The following is an 18,332-nucleotide window of genomic DNA, read 5'->3' as shown; positions in this document are numbered from 1 at the left end:
TTTTTCTCCCTATCGTCATGGAATGCCAAGCACTATAGCTGCTGTAATACTAAGAACATAATATGAATTTGTTCGTTTACGCAAGAACCAAAGAGCAATAGTTGGCACAAAAAAAGATTTTTTTGGCAGGTAAATACGCCCTAAAAGTTTTAAAGTATTACCAGTAAGCTGCTTGTCGCAGACCAGTAACATTTCACTGAGAGGAGGAAGTATAACAGGAACAGCATTCAGCGATAAGACTGTATCCATGTTATACGTCAAAAAGATGAAATGGAAGAGTAAAAAATCAGGTAAGGTTATAGGTGTCTTATTGAGTTTTTCGGTAGCGTTTTCATTTTTAGGAGGTCACACACTTGCAGCTTCAGGGCAGGCAGACGGAGACAAAAGTTTTGCGGGTGCCTCTATTCTTGCTTTTCCTGGCGCGGAAGGTGGCGGCGCCTATACAAGCGGTGGTCGAGGGGGCGATGTATTCATCGTAACTACCCTTGAAGATTACGCTGTAAAAGACAAACCGATTGCAGGGTCCCTTCGCTATGGGATTTTATCTACGCCTAAAGAGGGTCGTACCATTGTTTTTCATGTTTCCGGAACGATTGAACTGAAGAGCACGTTAAGTCTCAATAATATTAAAAACCTGACCATCGCTGGACAAACCGCTCCAGGCAACGGAATTACCATTGCAGGTTGGGATACCAATATCAGCAATTCAGAGAATATCATTATTCGGTACACCGCTTTCCGTCCGGGTGCCACTAATGTGTATAATGGCAGTGATTCAATGGATGCGCTTTGGGGGAGAGACAACAACTACTTCCTCATTGACCATTGTTCCTTCAGTTGGAACACAGATGAAACTCTATCTTTATATAGAGGCGAAAATGGCACGATCCAGTGGTCCATTATTTCCGAAAGTCTGACTCTATCCGGGCATTCCAAAGGAAGACATGGCTACGGCGGTATTTCAGGCGGAGACAAAACAACATTCCATCACAATCTGTATGCGAACCATACCTCGCGAAACCCAAGACTAGGCGGAGGTTACGCAGGTGCGGCAGATGCTGATCATGTGGCGGTTGTTCAGTTCTCGAACAATGTAATTTACAATTGGGGCTTTAACGGCACTTATGGTGGAGGTTTTACTTTTACTAACTTTATGAACAATATCGAAATTGCCGGCCCAGGTACAAGAGAGAATGTAACTAACCGAGTGATTGACGCCGGTGAAGCTACCAAGCTGGGCGGTTTCTATATTGCTGGAAACAGAATTAACGGTAAGCTCACAGGCTTACTGAATGATTCTTCAGATTATGTGAAATTTTCTGGCGTACAGAGTGGTGAACAAAAGACGACCCTTGCAGCCACACCATATCTTTCCGCGGACAGTACTGGAGTTAACCATGGTATTACCAATAAAGCATTTGATAATTATGTTAAGTCCGGCGTAAAGCAAGCGAATGAATCACTATTAAAAAGCATTCTGCAACAAGCGGGAGCTACCTATCCACGTCGCGATGCTATCGATGCAAGAATTGTGGCAGAAGTCGAGCAGAACTCGGGAAGATATATCAACACTGAACATGAAGTCGGGGGTTACATTTCAGACTTTGGCGTCATTGAGGCTCAATATGATAAGCAATTTGACACTAATAAAAACGGAATAGACGACAAGTGGGAAAAGAAAAATAAAATCTGGGGCATCAAGGATGCATACAAAACGGTTACTAAAAATGGTTACACCTGGCTTGAGCTTTTTATTAACGGCCTAGTTGATATGAAACACGTCGCCGAAAACCCTGATGCTAAGCTTTTAGCGCCAGAAAACAATGCACAATTTGTTACCGGGAAAGAGGTCGAAGTTAAAATTAATGCTTCCCCTAAATCCGGAAACAAAATAAAAAAAGTTGCTGTATATAATGGTTCTAAATATCTTGGAGAAGCAGCCAAAAAAGGCAACACATACACATATACCCTCAAGAATTTAACGGATGCTTCCTACTATATTTCTGCAAGAGTGACCGATACCCAAGGAAATGAGACGCAGACCACAGCCACTAACATCCATATCAATGCTGCTACCTCTTCCCTGGCTGGAAAGGGTTGGACTACAGCAGATATCGGTGATCCGAACATTAAGGGTTCCGGAAGTATGACAAATGATGTGCTTACCGTTAAAGGCAACGGAAAGCTTGGAAAAAGTGAAGGTGGCACAGAACGATCAGAAGCAAACAATGCAACCAAAGATGACTTCCACTTCGTGTATAAAGAAATGAACGGAGATATGGAATTTACCGCGAAGCTCGAAGAAATCGGGGCCGTTGACAACCATGCCTTCACCGGGCTAATGATCCGCGATGACTTGAATAAAGACAGCGCCGCCGCGGCCCTTGGTATCTCCTATGTGAAGTTGTCCAAAGAGACCAGCTGGTCATCTTATCTGACGGGCAGAAACATTAAGGGCGGAGGATTTGATGAATTAACTGAAACTTTAGACAGCGTATCTGCTGCTGAAAAAGCTGGCATTCAACTTCTTTCAGATATTCCATTTAAAATTAATGGTGTGGAGCAAGGGTATTGGCTCAAGCTTGGCCGTAAGGGAGATGTTTTCTATGCTTACGGATCAACGGACGGAAAAGACTGGAAGCTAATTGGCGAGCGAACTATTGTTATGGATGGTTCGGTATATGTCGGATTCGCCGTTGACAGCAATGATGTCGCCAATCAGATTGAGCAACTGAACTATGCTAAGTTCTCTAACCTTACTGTGGAGAATACATTCACTCCAATAGGTGACTCAACGATAAATAAATAGTGTCTGTTCTTCTACACAGTTCCAAAAAAACGGAAGCCAGTAAAACGGCTTCCGTTTTTTTATTGATATCCGACTGGACCAGCACAATATATTGCCTGATTCTCTGTTCACTATGGCTTTAAAGTTTTTTCTTTAACATTACTTCATCATCCTTAACATACCCGCTCAATTCATACGCTTTAATGGCTACACGATTATCTTCTCCTGTTAAAATCTTAACTGTTTTGACTCCACGAGAATAAAGCTGACTTTCCAGAAAAGAAATTAGTGCAGTAGCGACACCATTCCTACGAGCTGACTCTTTTACATACATTTCAGTAATTTCACCATATGCTTCATTATAACAAAATGATTTCAAACTTTGAGCACAGCCAAAACCAACCACTTCAGTATTGCTGTTCAAACACTTGATGATCTCCGGCACAGGACGTTTTACTCCACCATTGAACTCAAGATTTAACCTAGACAAAACATCCGCGTTACATATCGTTGCTAGCCTAACATTTGGAAGCATTCTCTTCCCCCTCTACAATGTTCCCTTTTCAAGAACATACTCTTCATTGGAATTTTTTAAAACGATATCAAATTTATGATGATAAGAATGCATAAACAACTCATATTGCATCCTACGCTGTTCATGGGATTTTCTTAAATAATTAATATCTGTTCCTCTTTCAGAAACATCACGTATACTCCTTCTCATCAACTCGGTTTCTCCATCCGTGTATAAGTAGATTTTCAGATCATACAAATTCGGATCAGTAAAGGCAACGCTCATGCCTTCTACAATATTTACCTTGTTTTGTGAAGATATGAACATACTTTTTGTATAGTCTGTGCCAATTGTGTAAAAATCCAACCCATCCCTCAACATATGAATGTCTCTCTCTAAAGCAAATATATGATGAGCAGCAGGATGACAAGCTGTCACTTTATCGTGATAATGTACATTCTTATATTCATAGTCGATAGAAGTGTATTTTCTAAGACTAGATTCAACAATATAGGGGTCTGTATTAATATAATTCACATCATCCTGCTGCAAAAGCTTTAAAAGATTATGAGCAAACGTTGTTTTTCCAGATGCACCATGACCCGAAATCCCAATGATGAATCTATTAGCCTCACCGCTAATCAAATTAGCTATCTTATGTAACACCTTGTCCATATTATTAGCCCCTCTCCCTACTCGATCCTATGTATTCCTTACTCCGCTATGGTTTAGCACATTAAAATCAATGGTGCATTTTATATAAAGAAATTTATTAGAAAGGGGTAGATCTTCCATGGCTACTCGTCAGCCAGATTTAGTATTGATCAGTTGGAGCAGAAATCCTTTGGTTGCTGGATCAGCACGTAGGATTATTGCCGCCCGTGTTATTGGAAATGCCGTGCCGTGCAGACCTAGCTTGAGACCCAACGGATTGCTTAACACCGCTTTGGCTTGCTTATTAGACAACGATGTTGGTTTTAAAGTGGTCTTTCGTAAAAAAACTTCAAGCATTAGCGGATATATTTTGTTACAACGTAACTAATAGGTTTAGGGGGCAGTGAAAATTGCTGCTCTCTTTTTCCTGTGTATCTCATTGCACTTAAAGTCCAATCAATCCTAGAAAATGGTGTGTATAATTTATTAGAAACTGAATCTGATTGAAAATGGGTGAGTCCATGAAATTACAAGCTGTGAAAAAAAGCTATGATTTAATAGTAAGCTTAGGGATGTCTTGTGCTCCTGCTATAAATCTGCAAAGAAATAGCTTGAGGAAATTCTCCATGCCGCTCGACTGGATGGTTTCTTATTCATTGGCTGATGTAAATAGACTTTATAAGAATAGATTTCAAAATTTCATGGAATTAATAAATCTGCAAATTCTTGATGAAACACATTTTTTTCTGGAGGATGGATTACCAGTCTATCCTAATGGGAATAAAAATGCACTAGTGAAATCCTATTTTATTCAGGATACTTTATATAACATTATCTCAGTTCATGATTTTCCAATCCACCAAGGTAAACACTGGTCTATAACCTATCCTTCGTATAAAGCGAAGCTGGAATTACGAATTAATAGATTTTGGGACAAGTTAATCCACAGTAAAAAAACTTTATTCATTAGATGGTTTGCCTCATATGAACAGGCTGTAGAGCTACAGTCAATTTTGTCTGATTTATTAAAACCGAACGAATTTATTATTCTTATTCTTATTCCCGTTCGTGAATCAATCTCGGTACAAGAATTAAATTGGAACATAAGTGATATTTGTGTGTTAGAAGTTCCTGAGGATATGAACGATTATGATAGCTGGGATTATATTTTGAAAGACATACACGTAAGTAACTAACTAATAATTAATCTAGCTCTTTAAAAAACGACCCTCTTATGGAATTATCAATAAGAATGGGAATGAAAATCTATGACGTTTTTATAATTTTTGGATAATGATTTGATTACCAGGACGATCAACCCAGAAAATTGAATTCCCGACCTTTTCTACGCCTTGACCGCTTCCATATGTAGGTGGTTTAATTCTCTCTAGAAACTTGAAAGAAGAGCCATCAAAATGATACTTATCCAAGCCCTGAGCATAATTCCCTCCAAATTTATTTGATCCATGTAGATTTGCATAAAGATTATCACCATCAAAAAAAATGCCTTGATACCCCCCCTCATCTCCAAATGTTTCTGAAAGTGGGTAACTTTTCTGTAGTCTGAATTGAGAATCAAATCTTCTGATTTCATTTTTGTCATGATAAACTATCCAGAAAAACCCCTTATATTTCGCTAACGATTCTGCCGTTCCATCACCGATATCGAATACATGAACTTGTTTTAAATCCGGCAAACTATACTTGACTATTCTACTAATTCGCTCATCTTCTGGTGGTGCTGAATTAAAATTATAGACAGTGGCATATAAAAAATCACTAGAAACATAACAATCTCCAAACGACATAAACCGATTATGGGTATCCTTACCGGTATATGCTCTTTTTAACTCCTTTATAAAATTGCCCTCAAGATCATAAACAGAAATTGTATTCAAAAGACTGAACTTCTCAGAACGGTCTGTGGTGACATATACGCTCTTCCCATTAGCTCCCACACCTTGCCATGCTCTAAATGGTTTTTTCATTTTAATTGTTCCTTCATAAGAGCTTTCAAAGGCCAGGGAATGAAAAGATAAAAGCCCGCTTAAACCAAAAGCAAGGCATAAACTAACAATGATTTTTTTCACGACGGCCTCCCACATGTCAATACAAGTTTTAAAATCCACCTAAGCACTATCTAATCTGAAGTTCAAGTGTTCACTTAGTAGTATAGTTTTTTTGTGTTTTCACTGTATGAACACTTTCGCCTTTGTTGAAAAAATTAATTAGGGACGGTACTCATTTTCTTGTAAAAAACATCTAGACAAGATGGAATTTCGCTATAAATCTAAAACAATCAACTTTGATCGATCATATGATTAATTATTTCCTCTGCTGCAAAAACATATGGATACAAATACAGCCTACTGATGCTGACCAATAAAGCAATAGGGTTACTAATTCCAAAATCGTATTGACTCCCATGCGCTGCTGGATTTGCGGGTTCAGGCTCTACAAGATCATACTTCTCCATCAGCCTTTCCTTGGTTCCACTATCTACTACTGTTCCGTTTCCTTTATCCGCAAGGACAGATCCCGATTGAAAACACGCCATGAATAAGACACAGCAAATGGTGAGGATCGCTAGTTTCTTTTTTCGCATCATACATCTCCTAATTCTTTCTGGGTCTCCCCTATAACTTAGAGCCGTTCAAATTATTTCTTGGGTAATCGCAGGAAAACTATGTATTCGACAATCTTGATCAGTATAGATCATATTCCATGAAAATAATGGGAGAAAAAGTCTCGAATTCTATAATACTCCTTTCTATATATAAAAACAAAAGCACCCAAAGCTAAAATTAGCAGGGTACTTTTGGATGCTTCGCCGTATTTACAATATCAACATTCCGCTGAGCGGTTTATGGAGTTGGAGTTCCGCCGTTCGCATTCAGGGTTTCGCCACTGATATAGCTAGATTCCTGGCTAGCCAGGAATACATATGCCGGAGCCATCTCCGCAGGCTGTCCCGGACGACCTAGTGGTGTGCTCGACCCGAACTCCTTCAGCACTTCCTCCGGTTGCCCACCCACAACTTGAAGAGGTGTCCATACGGGACCAGGTGCTACTACATTGACGCGAATCCCCTTATCAGCTACTTGCTGAGCGAGAGACTTACTGAATGTATTAATAGCAGCCTTGGTGGTCGCGTAGTCCAAAAGGATCGGTGAGGGATTATAAGCTTGAATAGAAGAAGTGTTAATAATGGTGCTGCCCGGTTGCATATGCTTCACCGCAGCTTTGCACAGCCAGAACATAGCATACACGTTCGTCTTAAATGTGTCGTCAAAATGCTTCGTAGTGAGATCAGCGATGTCTGGAACGAATTGCTGTTTGCCCGCGATATTGGCTAAAATATCAATTCCACCTAGCTCTTTAACCGCAGTATCGACGAGTTGTTCGCAGTATGTCTCATCCTTCAGATCGCCTGGAATGGCGATTGCAGTACGACCCGCTTCCTGCACTAGCTTGACCACCTGCTTTGCATCTTCCTCTTCCTCGGGCATATAAGATAGAACAATATCTGCCCCCTCACGAGCAAAAGCAATAGCAACAGCACGGCCTATACCGCTGTCGGCTCCCGTAACTAACGCTTTACGTCCGGTCAGACGCCCAGTTCCTTTATAGGTATCTTCTCCTGTATCAGGTACTGGATTCATTTTCTTCTGCAGACCCGGCTCCTCTTGTTGCTGCTGAAATTCCGGTCCAGCCTTAGTGTACTGAGTGGTAGGATCTTGCATCGTATATTGGTTAGACATCGATCAATTCCTCCTTTATTTTTAGAAATACATTTTTATATTTTCCGAACTCTTTGTTATGTAAACACAACCAGCACGCCTCTAAACATTCACCTTCAATAACACAGCCTTGAATAGTGCCGCAAAAATACCCCAACCACCTGTCAAGGTGGCCAGGGTATCCCCCGCCTAAAAATAAATATATGGAAGCTCACTTATTAGTTAGGGAACGCTCCGTATAGTCTGGCGTATACATTAGATAAAGGAGTGATAAATCATGGGCTTTTTTATATTCCTCTTTGTACTGTTAGCATTGCTTAATATCTTCTTTCCTCATTTGGGATGGTACATGCGCTATGGCTGGATGATGAAAGGTGATGTAGAACCCAGTGATGCCTATTTATTAATGACTCGCATTAGCAGTATAGTGGCACTTATTATCCTCTTTTTTATCTGGACTAGTTTCTGACTTACCCTAACGCTCTTAACACATCTTCAATCTTGCGCTGATGTGACAATACCCCATAATTCATCCAGGCCATAAAATCCACCTCATATACACAGCGATTACGAACAGCGGGCAGATTGCGCCAAAGTGGTGTATCCAACAGCTCCCGTCCTTCTCCTTCCTGTCGATCAAAGGTAATGAACAAATGATCTGCAGTGAGGCTCGCAAGCTCTTCTCTTGTTAGGCTCACCCGCTTCTGTCCACGGGTCAACTTCGGAACCAATTCATGGGGCTGCAAACCTAAATCCTCATGGAGTACGCTACCTGTATACCCCAATTGCCCGCATCCGTAGAGATTGATTCCGTAGGAAGATATTCTAAGGCATGCTACAGTCTGCCCTTGGACAGAACGGTTTAGCTCTCGTCTAGCTTGCTGCGCCCGATGCTCATAATTGCCGATCACTTCCTGGACACGATCCGTTCTGCCAAAGACGGCTGCTGCGGAAAATAACGTGGCACGCCAATCCTCTTGATGAAAAGGCAGCTTGAACAAAGGAGCAATTTGGCTGCACTCATCCAGGTGCCAACGCTGAAAGCCATCATCCAGCAGGATCAGTTCGGGCATGTACTGGGAGAGTTCCTGCCAATCGCCAGTCGAAATATCCACCGCAGGCACATCGAGGAGGGACAGGTACTCTTGCTTCCCCCACTGAGCGTGAGAATATTGCGCCACCGGTGTAATATCCAGAGCCAGCAGATAGTCTTCCAGAAAAGGAGCGAACACCCGCAGCCCTTCCTGATGGAAGCTTCTGTATTGGCCGGGCGTAACGCCCACCGATCTTTTGAAACGCCGGTTAAAATAATACTCATTGCTATACCCTACGGATAACGCGATATCATGCATACGGTCATTCGTAAGCAGCAACTGCTGCTGTGCCCTTTCAATACGAAGTCCGTTCAAATGCTCTAAGGGAATCCGCCCTGTCACTTCTTTAAAAATCTGTGTGTAGCGTGCACGTGTAATGCCTGCCACTTCAGCTAATTGATCGACGGTTATGGCGTGATTGTAGTGTTCCTGCATATAGCGGATGGAACGCTGTACCGCCTCATGGGCTCCTTTCATCTGGATGACAGAGGAATTTGCCCGCATGATCAGCAGCAGTAACTCTTGAAAGCGGGTATGGCCTGCGAACCATTCAATCTCTTCCGTACTTCTGCGACTATGATAGATAGCCTCCAGCAGTAATGCACATTGTGAAAAAGGTCTGCAGCTTAGCGGGCCGGACTGGAGAATTCCTTCTTTAGTCCCCTTTTCCATTCCACTCTGCCTGCTTCCCCCCGTTTCGATGACTTCAAACGTAAGCCTATAGAAGCTAAGTCCTCGCTCCTCGGCATTGATTTTGCTTATTAGCCCAGGTTCGAACAAGAACCCGACACCTTTTTCCAGAGGAAAACGCTTCTCCTCGGCTTCTAACCATCCCTGTCCTTCCGATACAATGATCAGGGTATGATTTTGAAACACTAAGGTCTGTCCGTTCACCGATAAGGATTGGGCTTCTATGTTAATCAAGCTATAGAATAGCCTCTTTTTATTGCTGTCTTGTAAATCTTCTGCCATTCTAGCGCCCTCCAATTGAGAACCATTTTCATTCACTTTACTATAGTTTAGAATAAAAAAGAAGGTCTATCAACTATGCTGATAGACCTTCTTTATGCTATTCCTTACGACGGCTGCCGTTTTATTTCACCATAGCTTTCAGCAAGTCATCAAGCTTCATCGAATTGGCTGTGATGGCACCAGTCTGCCAGTGGGAACGTTCCATTCTATAAACATTCCCGTTCTTCACCGCCGGCAAGCTCTTCCACAACGGGCCATCAAGGATTTGAGTCGCTTCCTGATTCCCTTCAGTATCCCAGCCCCCGTTGTCAGGGAACACAATGATATGATCCGCTTCGAGCTGAGGGATAAGCTCTTCGGAGATAATAGATTGATATTCGGTCATTTCTGCCGCCATAGGCACAGGTGTCAGGCCAAATTGAGAATAAATTACACCGGTGAAACGGTTTTTAACACCGAATAGAGCAAAGGTTTTATCCGCTACGTTGAGCCGGATCACTGCTACTTTTTCCTGACCTAGGGCCTGTTGCAGCTTAGCTTTCCCCTCTGCCACTTTCTGATCGTACGCTGCAAGAACAGATTCCGCCTTCTCCGGAATACCGAGCGCATCTGCAATAGCCGTAAGCACTTGTCTTGAGTCTTGCAACACCGCCTCAGGTAGACGATAGGTTGGTGCTATCTTGGAATATTGTTCATATTTCGCCGCATCCGCACCTCCATCCACAATAATCAAGTCAGGGTCTTTTTCCAGCAACACTTCCATACTACCGGTAATATCAAATTCTGGTACATCAAGATTTAAATAATCCTGTTTGCCCCAGCTTGGATGATACCACTGCACCACCGGGGTAATGCCCAATGCCTTCAAATAATCTTCAACATAGATCCCGGCTACCCGTTGCGGTTTAACTGGAATTTCAACATCCCCGAATTCCCCGGCAATAGTCCGAGTTGCACCCTCTTCTGCGGCATTTCCATTTCCTTCAGTTGGTGCGCTAGTGCTCGCTGAGGTAGATTCCTCTGCATTCTGTGTCTTAGCAACGTTTTCTTTCGCAGTATTGTTATTCGTTCCGCATGCTGCCAGCGCAGTTATTGCCATTATAAGTACCGCTGCCCATAAAAACTTCTGACCCCATCTTGCCATTGATCCCTTCACTCCTATGCTTTATTGTCATTGATTATCATTCTCAATAACCTTTATCACAATAGTAGCATGACTTTCATAGCTTTCAATGCACTTTCTCCGCAAAAAACTTATACAAACTATTTCTAGTTGTTCTGCTCTATCATTATTCGGTAGGATTCTTCTTCTATTAAAAATATGTCATCCTTTATTAATTTAATCGCAAAATTTCTTATTTTACGATTGATTTATACGATGCTTTCGCTTACAATAAACTCATAAACGCGCGTTTATGAAAAGAGGGGAAACATGCGCAGCGAAGATATTGCTAAGTTGGCCGGGGTTTCCCGAAGTACGGTATCCCGCGTGATCAACAACTATTCCAATGTTCCTGAAGAAACCCGGGCCAAAGTGCTGCGGGTGATTGAGCAACATCAGTACGAACCGAACAGCTTTGCACGGGCTCTGGCCGGTAAGAAAACCGATACCATCGGATTGTTCGCCATCAGTATGAACGAGAAAGAGAACACTACCCGAATTTATCAGAACAATTACTTTGCACCATTCGTCGATGCCGTAGTCGACACGTCGAATGCCCGCGGATGTTACGTTCTGATTCATACGGTATACTCTCCGGACGATTTTCTGAAGGTAAAACAAGCTTTTCTGCAAAAACGGATTGACGGTGGTATAATTGTCGGCACTCAGAAGGATATTAATATCGTCCGCGAAATGGTGGGACTCGATTCTCCGCTAGTACTGATTGATTATGATATCTCAGAGATTATGTCGGAGCATCTTGACCGCAATCATTTGGCCATTGTGAATTCCAAAGATTACGAGGGCACCACAGAAGTGATTGAACATTTAATCTCCTTAGGCCATCAAGAGATCGGCATCATCTGTGGGCAAATGAATACGTACTCTGGTCGAGAACGCTACACGGCCTATGAGGACACGCTGAAAAAACATGGTCTGCCTATGAATGAAAAGTTTATTCTTAAGGGTGATTTTCTGAAAGAGACGGCTTATGAAGAGGTCAAGAAGCTGCTTGCTTCTGGTGAACCTTTGCCGACTGCCTTTTTCTCTTCCAACGATGACATGGCTATTTCAGCGATGGAAGCGTTCTCCGAACATGGAATCATTGTCCCTGAGGATATCTCCATTGCGGGTTTCGATGACATTCAGCTGGCATCCCGTATTCAGCCTAAGCTGACCTCTGTACGCTTGCCGATTTATGAAATGTCCAAGGCTGCAGTGGAAAAAGTAATCGAGCTGTGTGATTCACAGCAGCCGACTTTCAGCACGATCAGCTTTCCAGCTCGTTTAGTGGAGAGAGATTCCTGTCAACCGCCGAAGAAGTAGCACAGATTCATCATTCACTGAAGAATACATATTTTTCTGTGGAGCTGCTATCATTGGGTCTCGAAATCACTGCCTAATACTATCTTTTAGAAACAACGGAAAGAATCCCTTCCCTCGAGGGAATTTTTCCTGAAACTTATAAACGCGCGTTCACAATCGAAAGGAGACTTTCTCACATGAAATTCGGTACCTTTGACGACACTCGTAAAGAGTATGTAATTAACACACCAAAAACACCTTACCCTTGGATTAACTACCTTGGTAATGAACAATTTTTCGGACTTATTTCTAATACTGCTGGTGGCTATACCTTCTATAGAGACGCTCGTCTCAGAAGATTGACCCGTTACCGTTACAACAATATCCCAATGGATGCTGGCGGCCGTTACTACTATCTTTATGATGATGGTGATTTCTGGACTCCAGGCTGGATGCCAGTAAAACGTGATCTGGACTTCTACGAATGCCGTCACGGTCTTGGCTACACCTCCATTACTGGTGAACGCAACGGTATCTCTGTAAACCAGCTTGCTTTTGTACCTATGGGTCATAACGCTGAAGTACATCGTCTTGTAGTGAAAAACACGGGTTCCGCGAAGAAATCCGTTAAACTGTTCTCTTTTGCAGAGTTCTGTCTTTGGAATGCACAAGATGATATGACTAACTTCCAACGCAATCTCAGCACTGGTGAGGTTGAAGTGAAGGGTTCTGTTATCTATCACAAAACAGAATACCGTGAGCGCAGAAACCACTACGCTTTCTACTCTGTTAACAAAGAAATCGCCGGCTTTGATACTGACCGCGAAGCTTTCGTAGGGATGTACAATGGTCTGGAAAGCCCGCAAGCTGTTGCTGCAGGTGAACCAACTAACTCGGTAGCGAGCGGCTGGTCCCCTATCGGATCGCACGCCCTGAACATTACTCTGGAGCCGGGCGAAGAGCAAAGCTTCATCTTTGTCCTTGGTTACATTGAAAACCCAGAAGAAGACAAATGGGAATCTCTGAACGTAATCAACAAAAAACCAGCAGAGGCTATGATCGAGCAATTTGCTACAGACGCTCAAGTGGATGCTGCTTTGGCTGCACTGGCTGCACACTGGGATAACCTGTTGTCCAAATATCAAATCCAAAGTGGCGACGACAAGTTGAACCGTATGGTTAACATCTGGAATCCATATCAATGTATGGTTACCTTCAACATGTCCCGTTCCGCTTCTTACTTTGAATCCGGTATTGGCCGTGGTATGGGCTTCCGCGATTCTAACCAAGACTTGCTCGGATTTGTGCACCAAATTCCTGAACGTGCTAAAGAACGTATTCTCGATATCGCCGCTACACAATTTGAAGACGGCAGTGCCTATCACCAATACCAGCCGCTCACCAAAAAAGGTAACAATGAAGTCGGTACCGGCTTTAATGATGACCCGCTTTGGTTGATCCTCGGCACAGCTGCTTACATCAAAGAAACTGGCGACACATCGATTCTTGATGAGCAGGTTCCTTTTGACAGCAATCCGGATAACACAGCTACTCTGTTTGAGCACTTGAAACGCTCCTTCGAGCATGTAACTAACAATCTCGGACCTCACGGCTTGCCGCTGATCGGTCGTGCAGACTGGAATGACTGCTTGAACCTGAACTGCTTCTCTACAGAACCAGGCGAATCTTTCCAAACTACTGCCAACATCGAAGGCCGCGTAGCGGAATCCGTATTTATCGCGGGTCTGTTCGTCTTCGTTGGACCGGACTATGCAGAAATCTGCCGGATGCGCGGACTTAATGACGTAGCTACGGATGCAGAAGCTAAGATTGACAACATGCGTGAAATCACACTCACTCACGGTTTCGATGGTGACTGGTTCCTGCGCGCTTATGACCACTATGGCGACAAGATCGGTTCCAAAGAAAACGAAGAAGGTAAAATCTTCATCGAACCACAAGGTATCTGTGTTATGGCCGGTATCGGTGTGGAAGATGGTCAAGCTGAAAAAGCTCTGACTTCCGTGCAAGAGCATTTGGATACTAAATACGGTATCGTATTGCAACAGCCACCATATTCCAAGTACTATCTGAACCTGGGTGAAATTTCTACGTACCCTCCGGGCTACAAAGAAAATGCTGGTATTTTCTGCCACAATAACCCTTGGATCATGATCGCTGAAACTGTACTTGGACATGGCGACAGAGCGTTTGAAATTTACGCTAAAATTGCTCCTGCTTACTTGGAGGACATCAGTGAAATTCACCGTACTGAACCTTATGTATACTCGCAAATGATCGCAGGTAAAGATGCCGTTCGCCATGGGGAAGCTAAAAACTCCTGGTTAACTGGTACTGCTGCTTGGAACTATGTAGCGATTACACAATCTATCCTTGGTATTCAAGCGGACTTCAATGGTCTGAAGATCGATCCTTGTATTCCTACAGAGTGGGACAGCTTTGAAATCACCCGTGTCTTCCGTGGAGATACTTATGTGATTCAAATCAAGAACCCGAACCATGTATCCAAAGGTGTAGCTAGTCTTACCTTGGATGGCGCAGCTGTAGAAGGTAACATCATCACTCCTGTTGGAGACGGTGCTGTACACCAAGTAGTTGTAGAACTGGGTTAATACAAAAAAATCCGCTCACCGTTCGTTTGAACGATTGAGCGGATCGGATCTAAAATTAACAGTGGGATGCCCCCTGAAGGATTCAGGGGGCATCTTTTTTTTACCCTTCCACAATATCTGCTCTTAAATCACTCGCGACCTCAAGCATTCTAGGAATCACGGCTTCATTGGCGCCAGAAACATAAATATCGCCCTGATAATGTCTAAATGGGATTGTTGTATCACCATAGCTCCACATAAAGAAATCTCCCTCAATGGACATGGTAGTGGCACCTGTTACTGTAAAAACTGATGTATAGGTGAAATCAGGTTTGGATGCGAAATATTGCTTACACTCTTCTAAAGATAGGGTTGTTGCTGAATCTCCAGCATTCTGCATTGCTCTTGTCATCCGATAACGTTTACTCATTGTGATGCCTCCATTATTATCTGTAAAATGATCAGTTACCTTATCCAGATCAAATATAGCATACAATGAAGGGCAAATCCCATTCCATTTCTAAGTCGAAAATGTTAATATAGCCGTTTTTCATAGCTTTCTTTTAGTGATTTTGAGATATCCTCTGGAGTAACTCCAAGTTTACGGGCATGCTGCGCCAGTATTTTTGATGGATTAGGCAAGACTTCTTTCGCAAGCCAATGATCGTCATCCCACAAATGTGACCGCTTAAAGGCTTTTGCACAATGCATATAACATTCTTCTACTTCCACGCCAATTCCAATGATCGGGACTTTACCATGCGCTTCCATAGGTTTCAATATATCTTCATCCTTAACTATACTCGCGTGCCCATTTATTCTTAATGTTTCTTCAAGTCCGGGGATGATGAATATCAAACCGACTTTTGGGTTCTCAAGTATATTCCGCAAAGAATCAAACCGTCTATTCCCAGGGCGTTCAGGGATCACTAAATGTTTATCATCCAACACGTGAACAAAACCTTCTGCGTCCCCGCGCGGAGAGACATCACAAGCACCGGACGAACCGCTTGTAGCCATAAAAAGCATTGGGGATTTTGAGATATAATCACGGCAATGATGATCTATAACAGTTATGGTTTTGTTGTTAACCAATTCGCTTGGGTACCCAAATAAAGACCTTAGCTCTTCTTCTGACTCTATAACTTTTTCGAAAAAGTTTGACTTCATACTTCTCCCTCTCTCAACTTAATAAGCCCCAATGTTCTTATTTTTGCTCAAATATCCGCTTGCTTAGAATGCACATCTTCATTTTCAATGCCCGAAACCAACAAACAAAAGGGACAAGTATAACCCTCTGGAGCATGATTATAAATATAGCCCGCCTCCACTGTTATAGGATTTAAGAATATTTCTATGTTTTTTCTAATTTCGCCATTTCGCGTGTGTTCTCCTTTTTGCAAAAAGAAAAGGACAGACTGTAAATTACAGCTGTCCTCATCGGTAAATGTTGATAAACTACAGCCATTCCCGAGATCTATGTCTACCTATAACTTAAACGCTGGCTTCCGGAATCCATACCTTCATTTCACCACTGCCACGATTTCCCCATAAATAATACGGAACCGCCTTAACCTTTACGGTTTGAACTGGTGCTTTGACTCTGCTGTAAAGCTCACCACTCCAGCCCTCTTTATCTACACGCAGCCCCTCTGCCTCGACAACAACAGCGCCGCCGAGCAATGTCTCATCAAAAGCCGCAGTAAGTTCACTGCCTTCTTTTAAAGAAATCGAGCTTAATGGCTCACCATTATCGATACTTTCAAGACAATACACAAGAGGTCCACGCTGAATCGTTACTTTTTGAGCATCAGCACGCAAACTTGGATGTGCGTAGATACGATGTGCCTCCATAGGGTCATGCACTTCGATTACATCTCCTGCTCTCCACAGTCTCCGGATAACGAGGTATCCCTGCTCGATGTTCTCAGCAGTATTCATTGCTTCACCGTTGACTCTGATCTCCATTCCTTGGCTCCAAGATGGAATCCGCAAGGCAATCCCAAACTCTGCTTCCGCTGCGGGATTAATCTTCAACGAGACTTTACCTTCCCATGGATAGTTACTCTCTTGCTGAATCGCAATATCTGTTCCACCCAGCTTTGTTGTCAGCTCACTGCCAATATACAAATTCGTATAGAGCGTATCACCATGGATCGTATAGATATATTGATTAAGCGAAGTCAGCAGACGCGCCACATTCGGAGGACAGCAAGCGCAGCCAAACCAACCTTGGCGCTCGGACTTCACATGATGTTTATCTGGATTGCAGCTGCATGCCTTAGGCCATACTTCCAGTGGATTCACATAAAAATAGTGCTTACCATCCTGTGCCATTGAACCCAACACATTGTTATAAAGCGCCCGCTCCATCACGTCGGCATAACGTGCATCCGGCGATATTCTCAGCATCCGCTGTGCAAAAAAGATCAACCCAATAGATGCACAAGTCTCTGCGTACACCGAATCGTTAGGCAGATCATAATCGAAGGTGAAAGCCTCACCACGATGCGTAGATCCGATCCCGCCAGTAATGTACATTTGCTTAGTAGTGATGTTATTCCACAGTCTCTCGCATGCTTCGCGAAGAGTATCATCTCCCGTAAGTGCAGCTAGATCAGCCATAGCAGTATACATATAAACCGCACGCACAGCGTGTCCTACAGCCACTTCCTGTTCTCTTACTGGAAGATGACTTTGGTAATATTTTAAATCTAAATTCTCCTTCTGACCTGTGAAAAAATTGATACTCCCCAGACTATCCCATTGTTGCTTTAGGAAATTCGGCTGTTGACCTCGCTCATTAATAAAAAAGCTGCTGAGCTTCAAATACCGCTCCTCACCTGTGAGCCGATACAGCTTCACGAGCGCAAGCTCAATCTCCTGATGGCCATCATATCCCCGCATTTTTCCTTCTTCCGGACCAAACACAGAATCGATATGATCAACCATTCGGCACATGATGTCGAGCAGTTTTCTTTTGCCTGTAGCTTCGTAGTAAGAAACGGCGGCTTCAATGAAATGCCCAGCACAGTACAGCTCGTGGCAATCGTTCAGATTAGTCCAGCGTTTGCCGGGTTCTTTTATCGTAAAATAAGTATTTAAGTACCCGTCTTCCTGCTGCGCTTCTCCAACGAGGTCAATCACTTCATCCGCTTGACGCTCCAGCTCAGGGTCACGTTTGATGCTTAAGGAATAACCTACGGCCTCCAGCCACTTGGCTACATCACTGTCTTGAAATACCCAGCCGTAAAATTCACCGTTCTTCCGGCCCGCAGCAATCTCAAAGTTAGCAATGGCATGACTGGGCTCAGCTCCCGCTGCTTTGTCGTGCAATGCCTCATATTGATATGGGATTACAACATCCTGAACCAGCTTTATATAACTTCCCCAGAAATCATCTTTAATGCTAACGGATTGATCTTTTACAACTTGCTGATCCTGGATCGTTTTATTCATCATCATCTTCCCCTTAGCCTTATTTTATACTC

The 18,332-nt window shown here is 43.0% G+C and carries 16 protein-coding genes; 6 read left to right on the top strand and 10 right to left on the bottom strand.

The window, feature by feature from the left end; all coding sequences use genetic code 11:
* The first annotated feature begins 247 nt into the window (after positions 1-247).
* On the top strand, positions 248-2,809 hold the full coding sequence (locus MHI32_RS11855) for an Ig-like domain-containing protein (RefSeq protein ID WP_340012399.1): 2,562 nt from the start codon (positions 248-250) through the stop codon (positions 2,807-2,809).
* Positions 2,810-2,927: 118 nt separating this feature from the next.
* Here the strand turns inward: MHI32_RS11855 and MHI32_RS11850 are convergent, their stop codons facing one another.
* Complete coding sequence (locus MHI32_RS11850) at positions 2,928-3,323, bottom strand: GNAT family N-acetyltransferase (protein ID WP_339173486.1); 396 nt, start codon at positions 3,321-3,323, stop codon at positions 2,928-2,930.
* A 12-nt stretch (positions 3,324-3,335) separates the two neighbouring features.
* Positions 3,336-3,977 carry a phosphoribulokinase gene (locus MHI32_RS11845; RefSeq protein WP_248548052.1) on the bottom strand — a complete coding sequence of 214 codons (642 nt, stop codon included), beginning with the start codon at positions 3,975-3,977 and terminating at the stop codon, positions 3,336-3,338.
* 118 nt (positions 3,978-4,095) lie between these two features.
* Between MHI32_RS11845 and MHI32_RS11840 the strand changes: the two genes are divergently transcribed.
* Together MHI32_RS11840 and MHI32_RS11835 are read left to right on the top strand one after the other, a co-directional pair.
* Positions 4,096-4,344 carry a hypothetical protein gene (locus MHI32_RS11840; RefSeq protein WP_076136059.1) on the top strand — a complete coding sequence of 83 codons (249 nt, stop codon included), beginning with the start codon at positions 4,096-4,098 and terminating at the stop codon, positions 4,342-4,344.
* Between the two features lie 133 nt (positions 4,345-4,477).
* Positions 4,478-5,152 (top strand): DUF1796 family putative cysteine peptidase, encoded by a 675-nt coding sequence (locus MHI32_RS11835; RefSeq protein ID WP_340012398.1) that lies wholly within the window; start codon positions 4,478-4,480, stop codon positions 5,150-5,152.
* Between the two features lie 81 nt (positions 5,153-5,233).
* On the opposite strand, the gene MHI32_RS11830 is transcribed toward MHI32_RS11835, so the two are convergent.
* The 3 genes from MHI32_RS11830 to MHI32_RS11820 all read right to left on the bottom strand — a co-directional run bounded on the left by MHI32_RS11830 (position 5,234) and on the right by MHI32_RS11820 (position 7,717).
* A complete protein-coding gene (locus MHI32_RS11830) occupies positions 5,234-6,046 on the bottom strand; it encodes a hypothetical protein (RefSeq protein WP_340012396.1) in 813 nt (270 codons plus the stop codon).
* A 209-nt stretch (positions 6,047-6,255) separates the two neighbouring features.
* On the bottom strand, positions 6,256-6,561 hold the full coding sequence (locus MHI32_RS11825) for a hypothetical protein (protein ID WP_340012395.1): 306 nt from the start codon (positions 6,559-6,561) through the stop codon (positions 6,256-6,258).
* A gap of 259 nt (positions 6,562-6,820) precedes the next feature.
* Positions 6,821-7,717: an SDR family oxidoreductase gene (locus MHI32_RS11820; RefSeq protein WP_076141729.1), complete on the bottom strand. Its 897-nt coding sequence runs from the start codon at positions 7,715-7,717 to the stop codon at positions 6,821-6,823.
* A gap of 256 nt (positions 7,718-7,973) precedes the next feature.
* Here MHI32_RS11820 and MHI32_RS11815 point away from each other — a divergent pair, with 256 nt between their 5' ends.
* On the top strand, positions 7,974-8,165 hold the full coding sequence (locus tag MHI32_RS11815) for a DUF6199 family natural product biosynthesis protein (protein WP_076130567.1): 192 nt from the start codon (positions 7,974-7,976) through the stop codon (positions 8,163-8,165).
* 1 nt (position 8,166) lies between these two features.
* On the opposite strand, the gene MHI32_RS11810 is transcribed toward MHI32_RS11815, so the two are convergent.
* Complete coding sequence (locus tag MHI32_RS11810) at positions 8,167-9,762, bottom strand: helix-turn-helix domain-containing protein (RefSeq protein ID WP_076189814.1); 1,596 nt, start codon at positions 9,760-9,762, stop codon at positions 8,167-8,169.
* A 121-nt stretch (positions 9,763-9,883) separates the two neighbouring features.
* Positions 9,884-10,906, bottom strand: a complete 1,023-nt coding sequence (locus tag MHI32_RS11805; protein ID WP_339190625.1) for an ABC transporter substrate-binding protein — start codon at positions 10,904-10,906, stop codon at positions 9,884-9,886.
* A 288-nt stretch (positions 10,907-11,194) separates the two neighbouring features.
* Here MHI32_RS11805 and MHI32_RS11800 point away from each other — a divergent pair, with 288 nt between their 5' ends.
* Together MHI32_RS11800 and MHI32_RS11795 are read left to right on the top strand one after the other, a co-directional pair.
* On the top strand, positions 11,195-12,250 hold the full coding sequence (locus MHI32_RS11800) for a LacI family DNA-binding transcriptional regulator (RefSeq protein WP_036685989.1): 1,056 nt from the start codon (positions 11,195-11,197) through the stop codon (positions 12,248-12,250).
* A 176-nt stretch (positions 12,251-12,426) separates the two neighbouring features.
* Entirely contained in the window at positions 12,427-14,862 is a 2,436-nt protein-coding gene (locus tag MHI32_RS11795) for a glycosyl transferase (RefSeq protein ID WP_036685988.1), read from the top strand.
* Between the two features lie 100 nt (positions 14,863-14,962).
* Here MHI32_RS11795 and MHI32_RS11790 read toward each other — a convergent pair whose 3' ends face one another.
* The 3 genes from MHI32_RS11790 to MHI32_RS11780 all read right to left on the bottom strand — a co-directional run bounded on the left by MHI32_RS11790 (position 14,963) and on the right by MHI32_RS11780 (position 18,300).
* The gene (locus MHI32_RS11790) at positions 14,963-15,271 is read right to left on the bottom strand and encodes a hypothetical protein (RefSeq protein WP_076130570.1); all 309 of its coding nucleotides are present in this window, start codon (positions 15,269-15,271) and stop codon (positions 14,963-14,965) included.
* Between the two features lie 104 nt (positions 15,272-15,375).
* Positions 15,376-16,011: a pyridoxamine 5'-phosphate oxidase family protein gene (locus tag MHI32_RS11785; RefSeq protein WP_076212728.1), complete on the bottom strand. Its 636-nt coding sequence runs from the start codon at positions 16,009-16,011 to the stop codon at positions 15,376-15,378.
* Positions 16,012-16,335: 324 nt separating this feature from the next.
* Positions 16,336-18,300 carry a beta-L-arabinofuranosidase domain-containing protein gene (locus MHI32_RS11780; RefSeq protein WP_340012393.1) on the bottom strand — a complete coding sequence of 655 codons (1,965 nt, stop codon included), beginning with the start codon at positions 18,298-18,300 and terminating at the stop codon, positions 16,336-16,338.
* Positions 18,301-18,332: the final 32 nt, after the last annotated feature.

The sequence above is a fragment of the Paenibacillus sp. FSL H7-0690 genome (assembly GCF_037980415.1).
In the GTDB taxonomy this organism is placed as follows: domain Bacteria; phylum Bacillota; class Bacilli; order Paenibacillales; family Paenibacillaceae; genus Paenibacillus_AQ; species Paenibacillus_AQ odorifer.
This window is presented reverse-complemented; position numbering and strand designations above follow the sequence as displayed.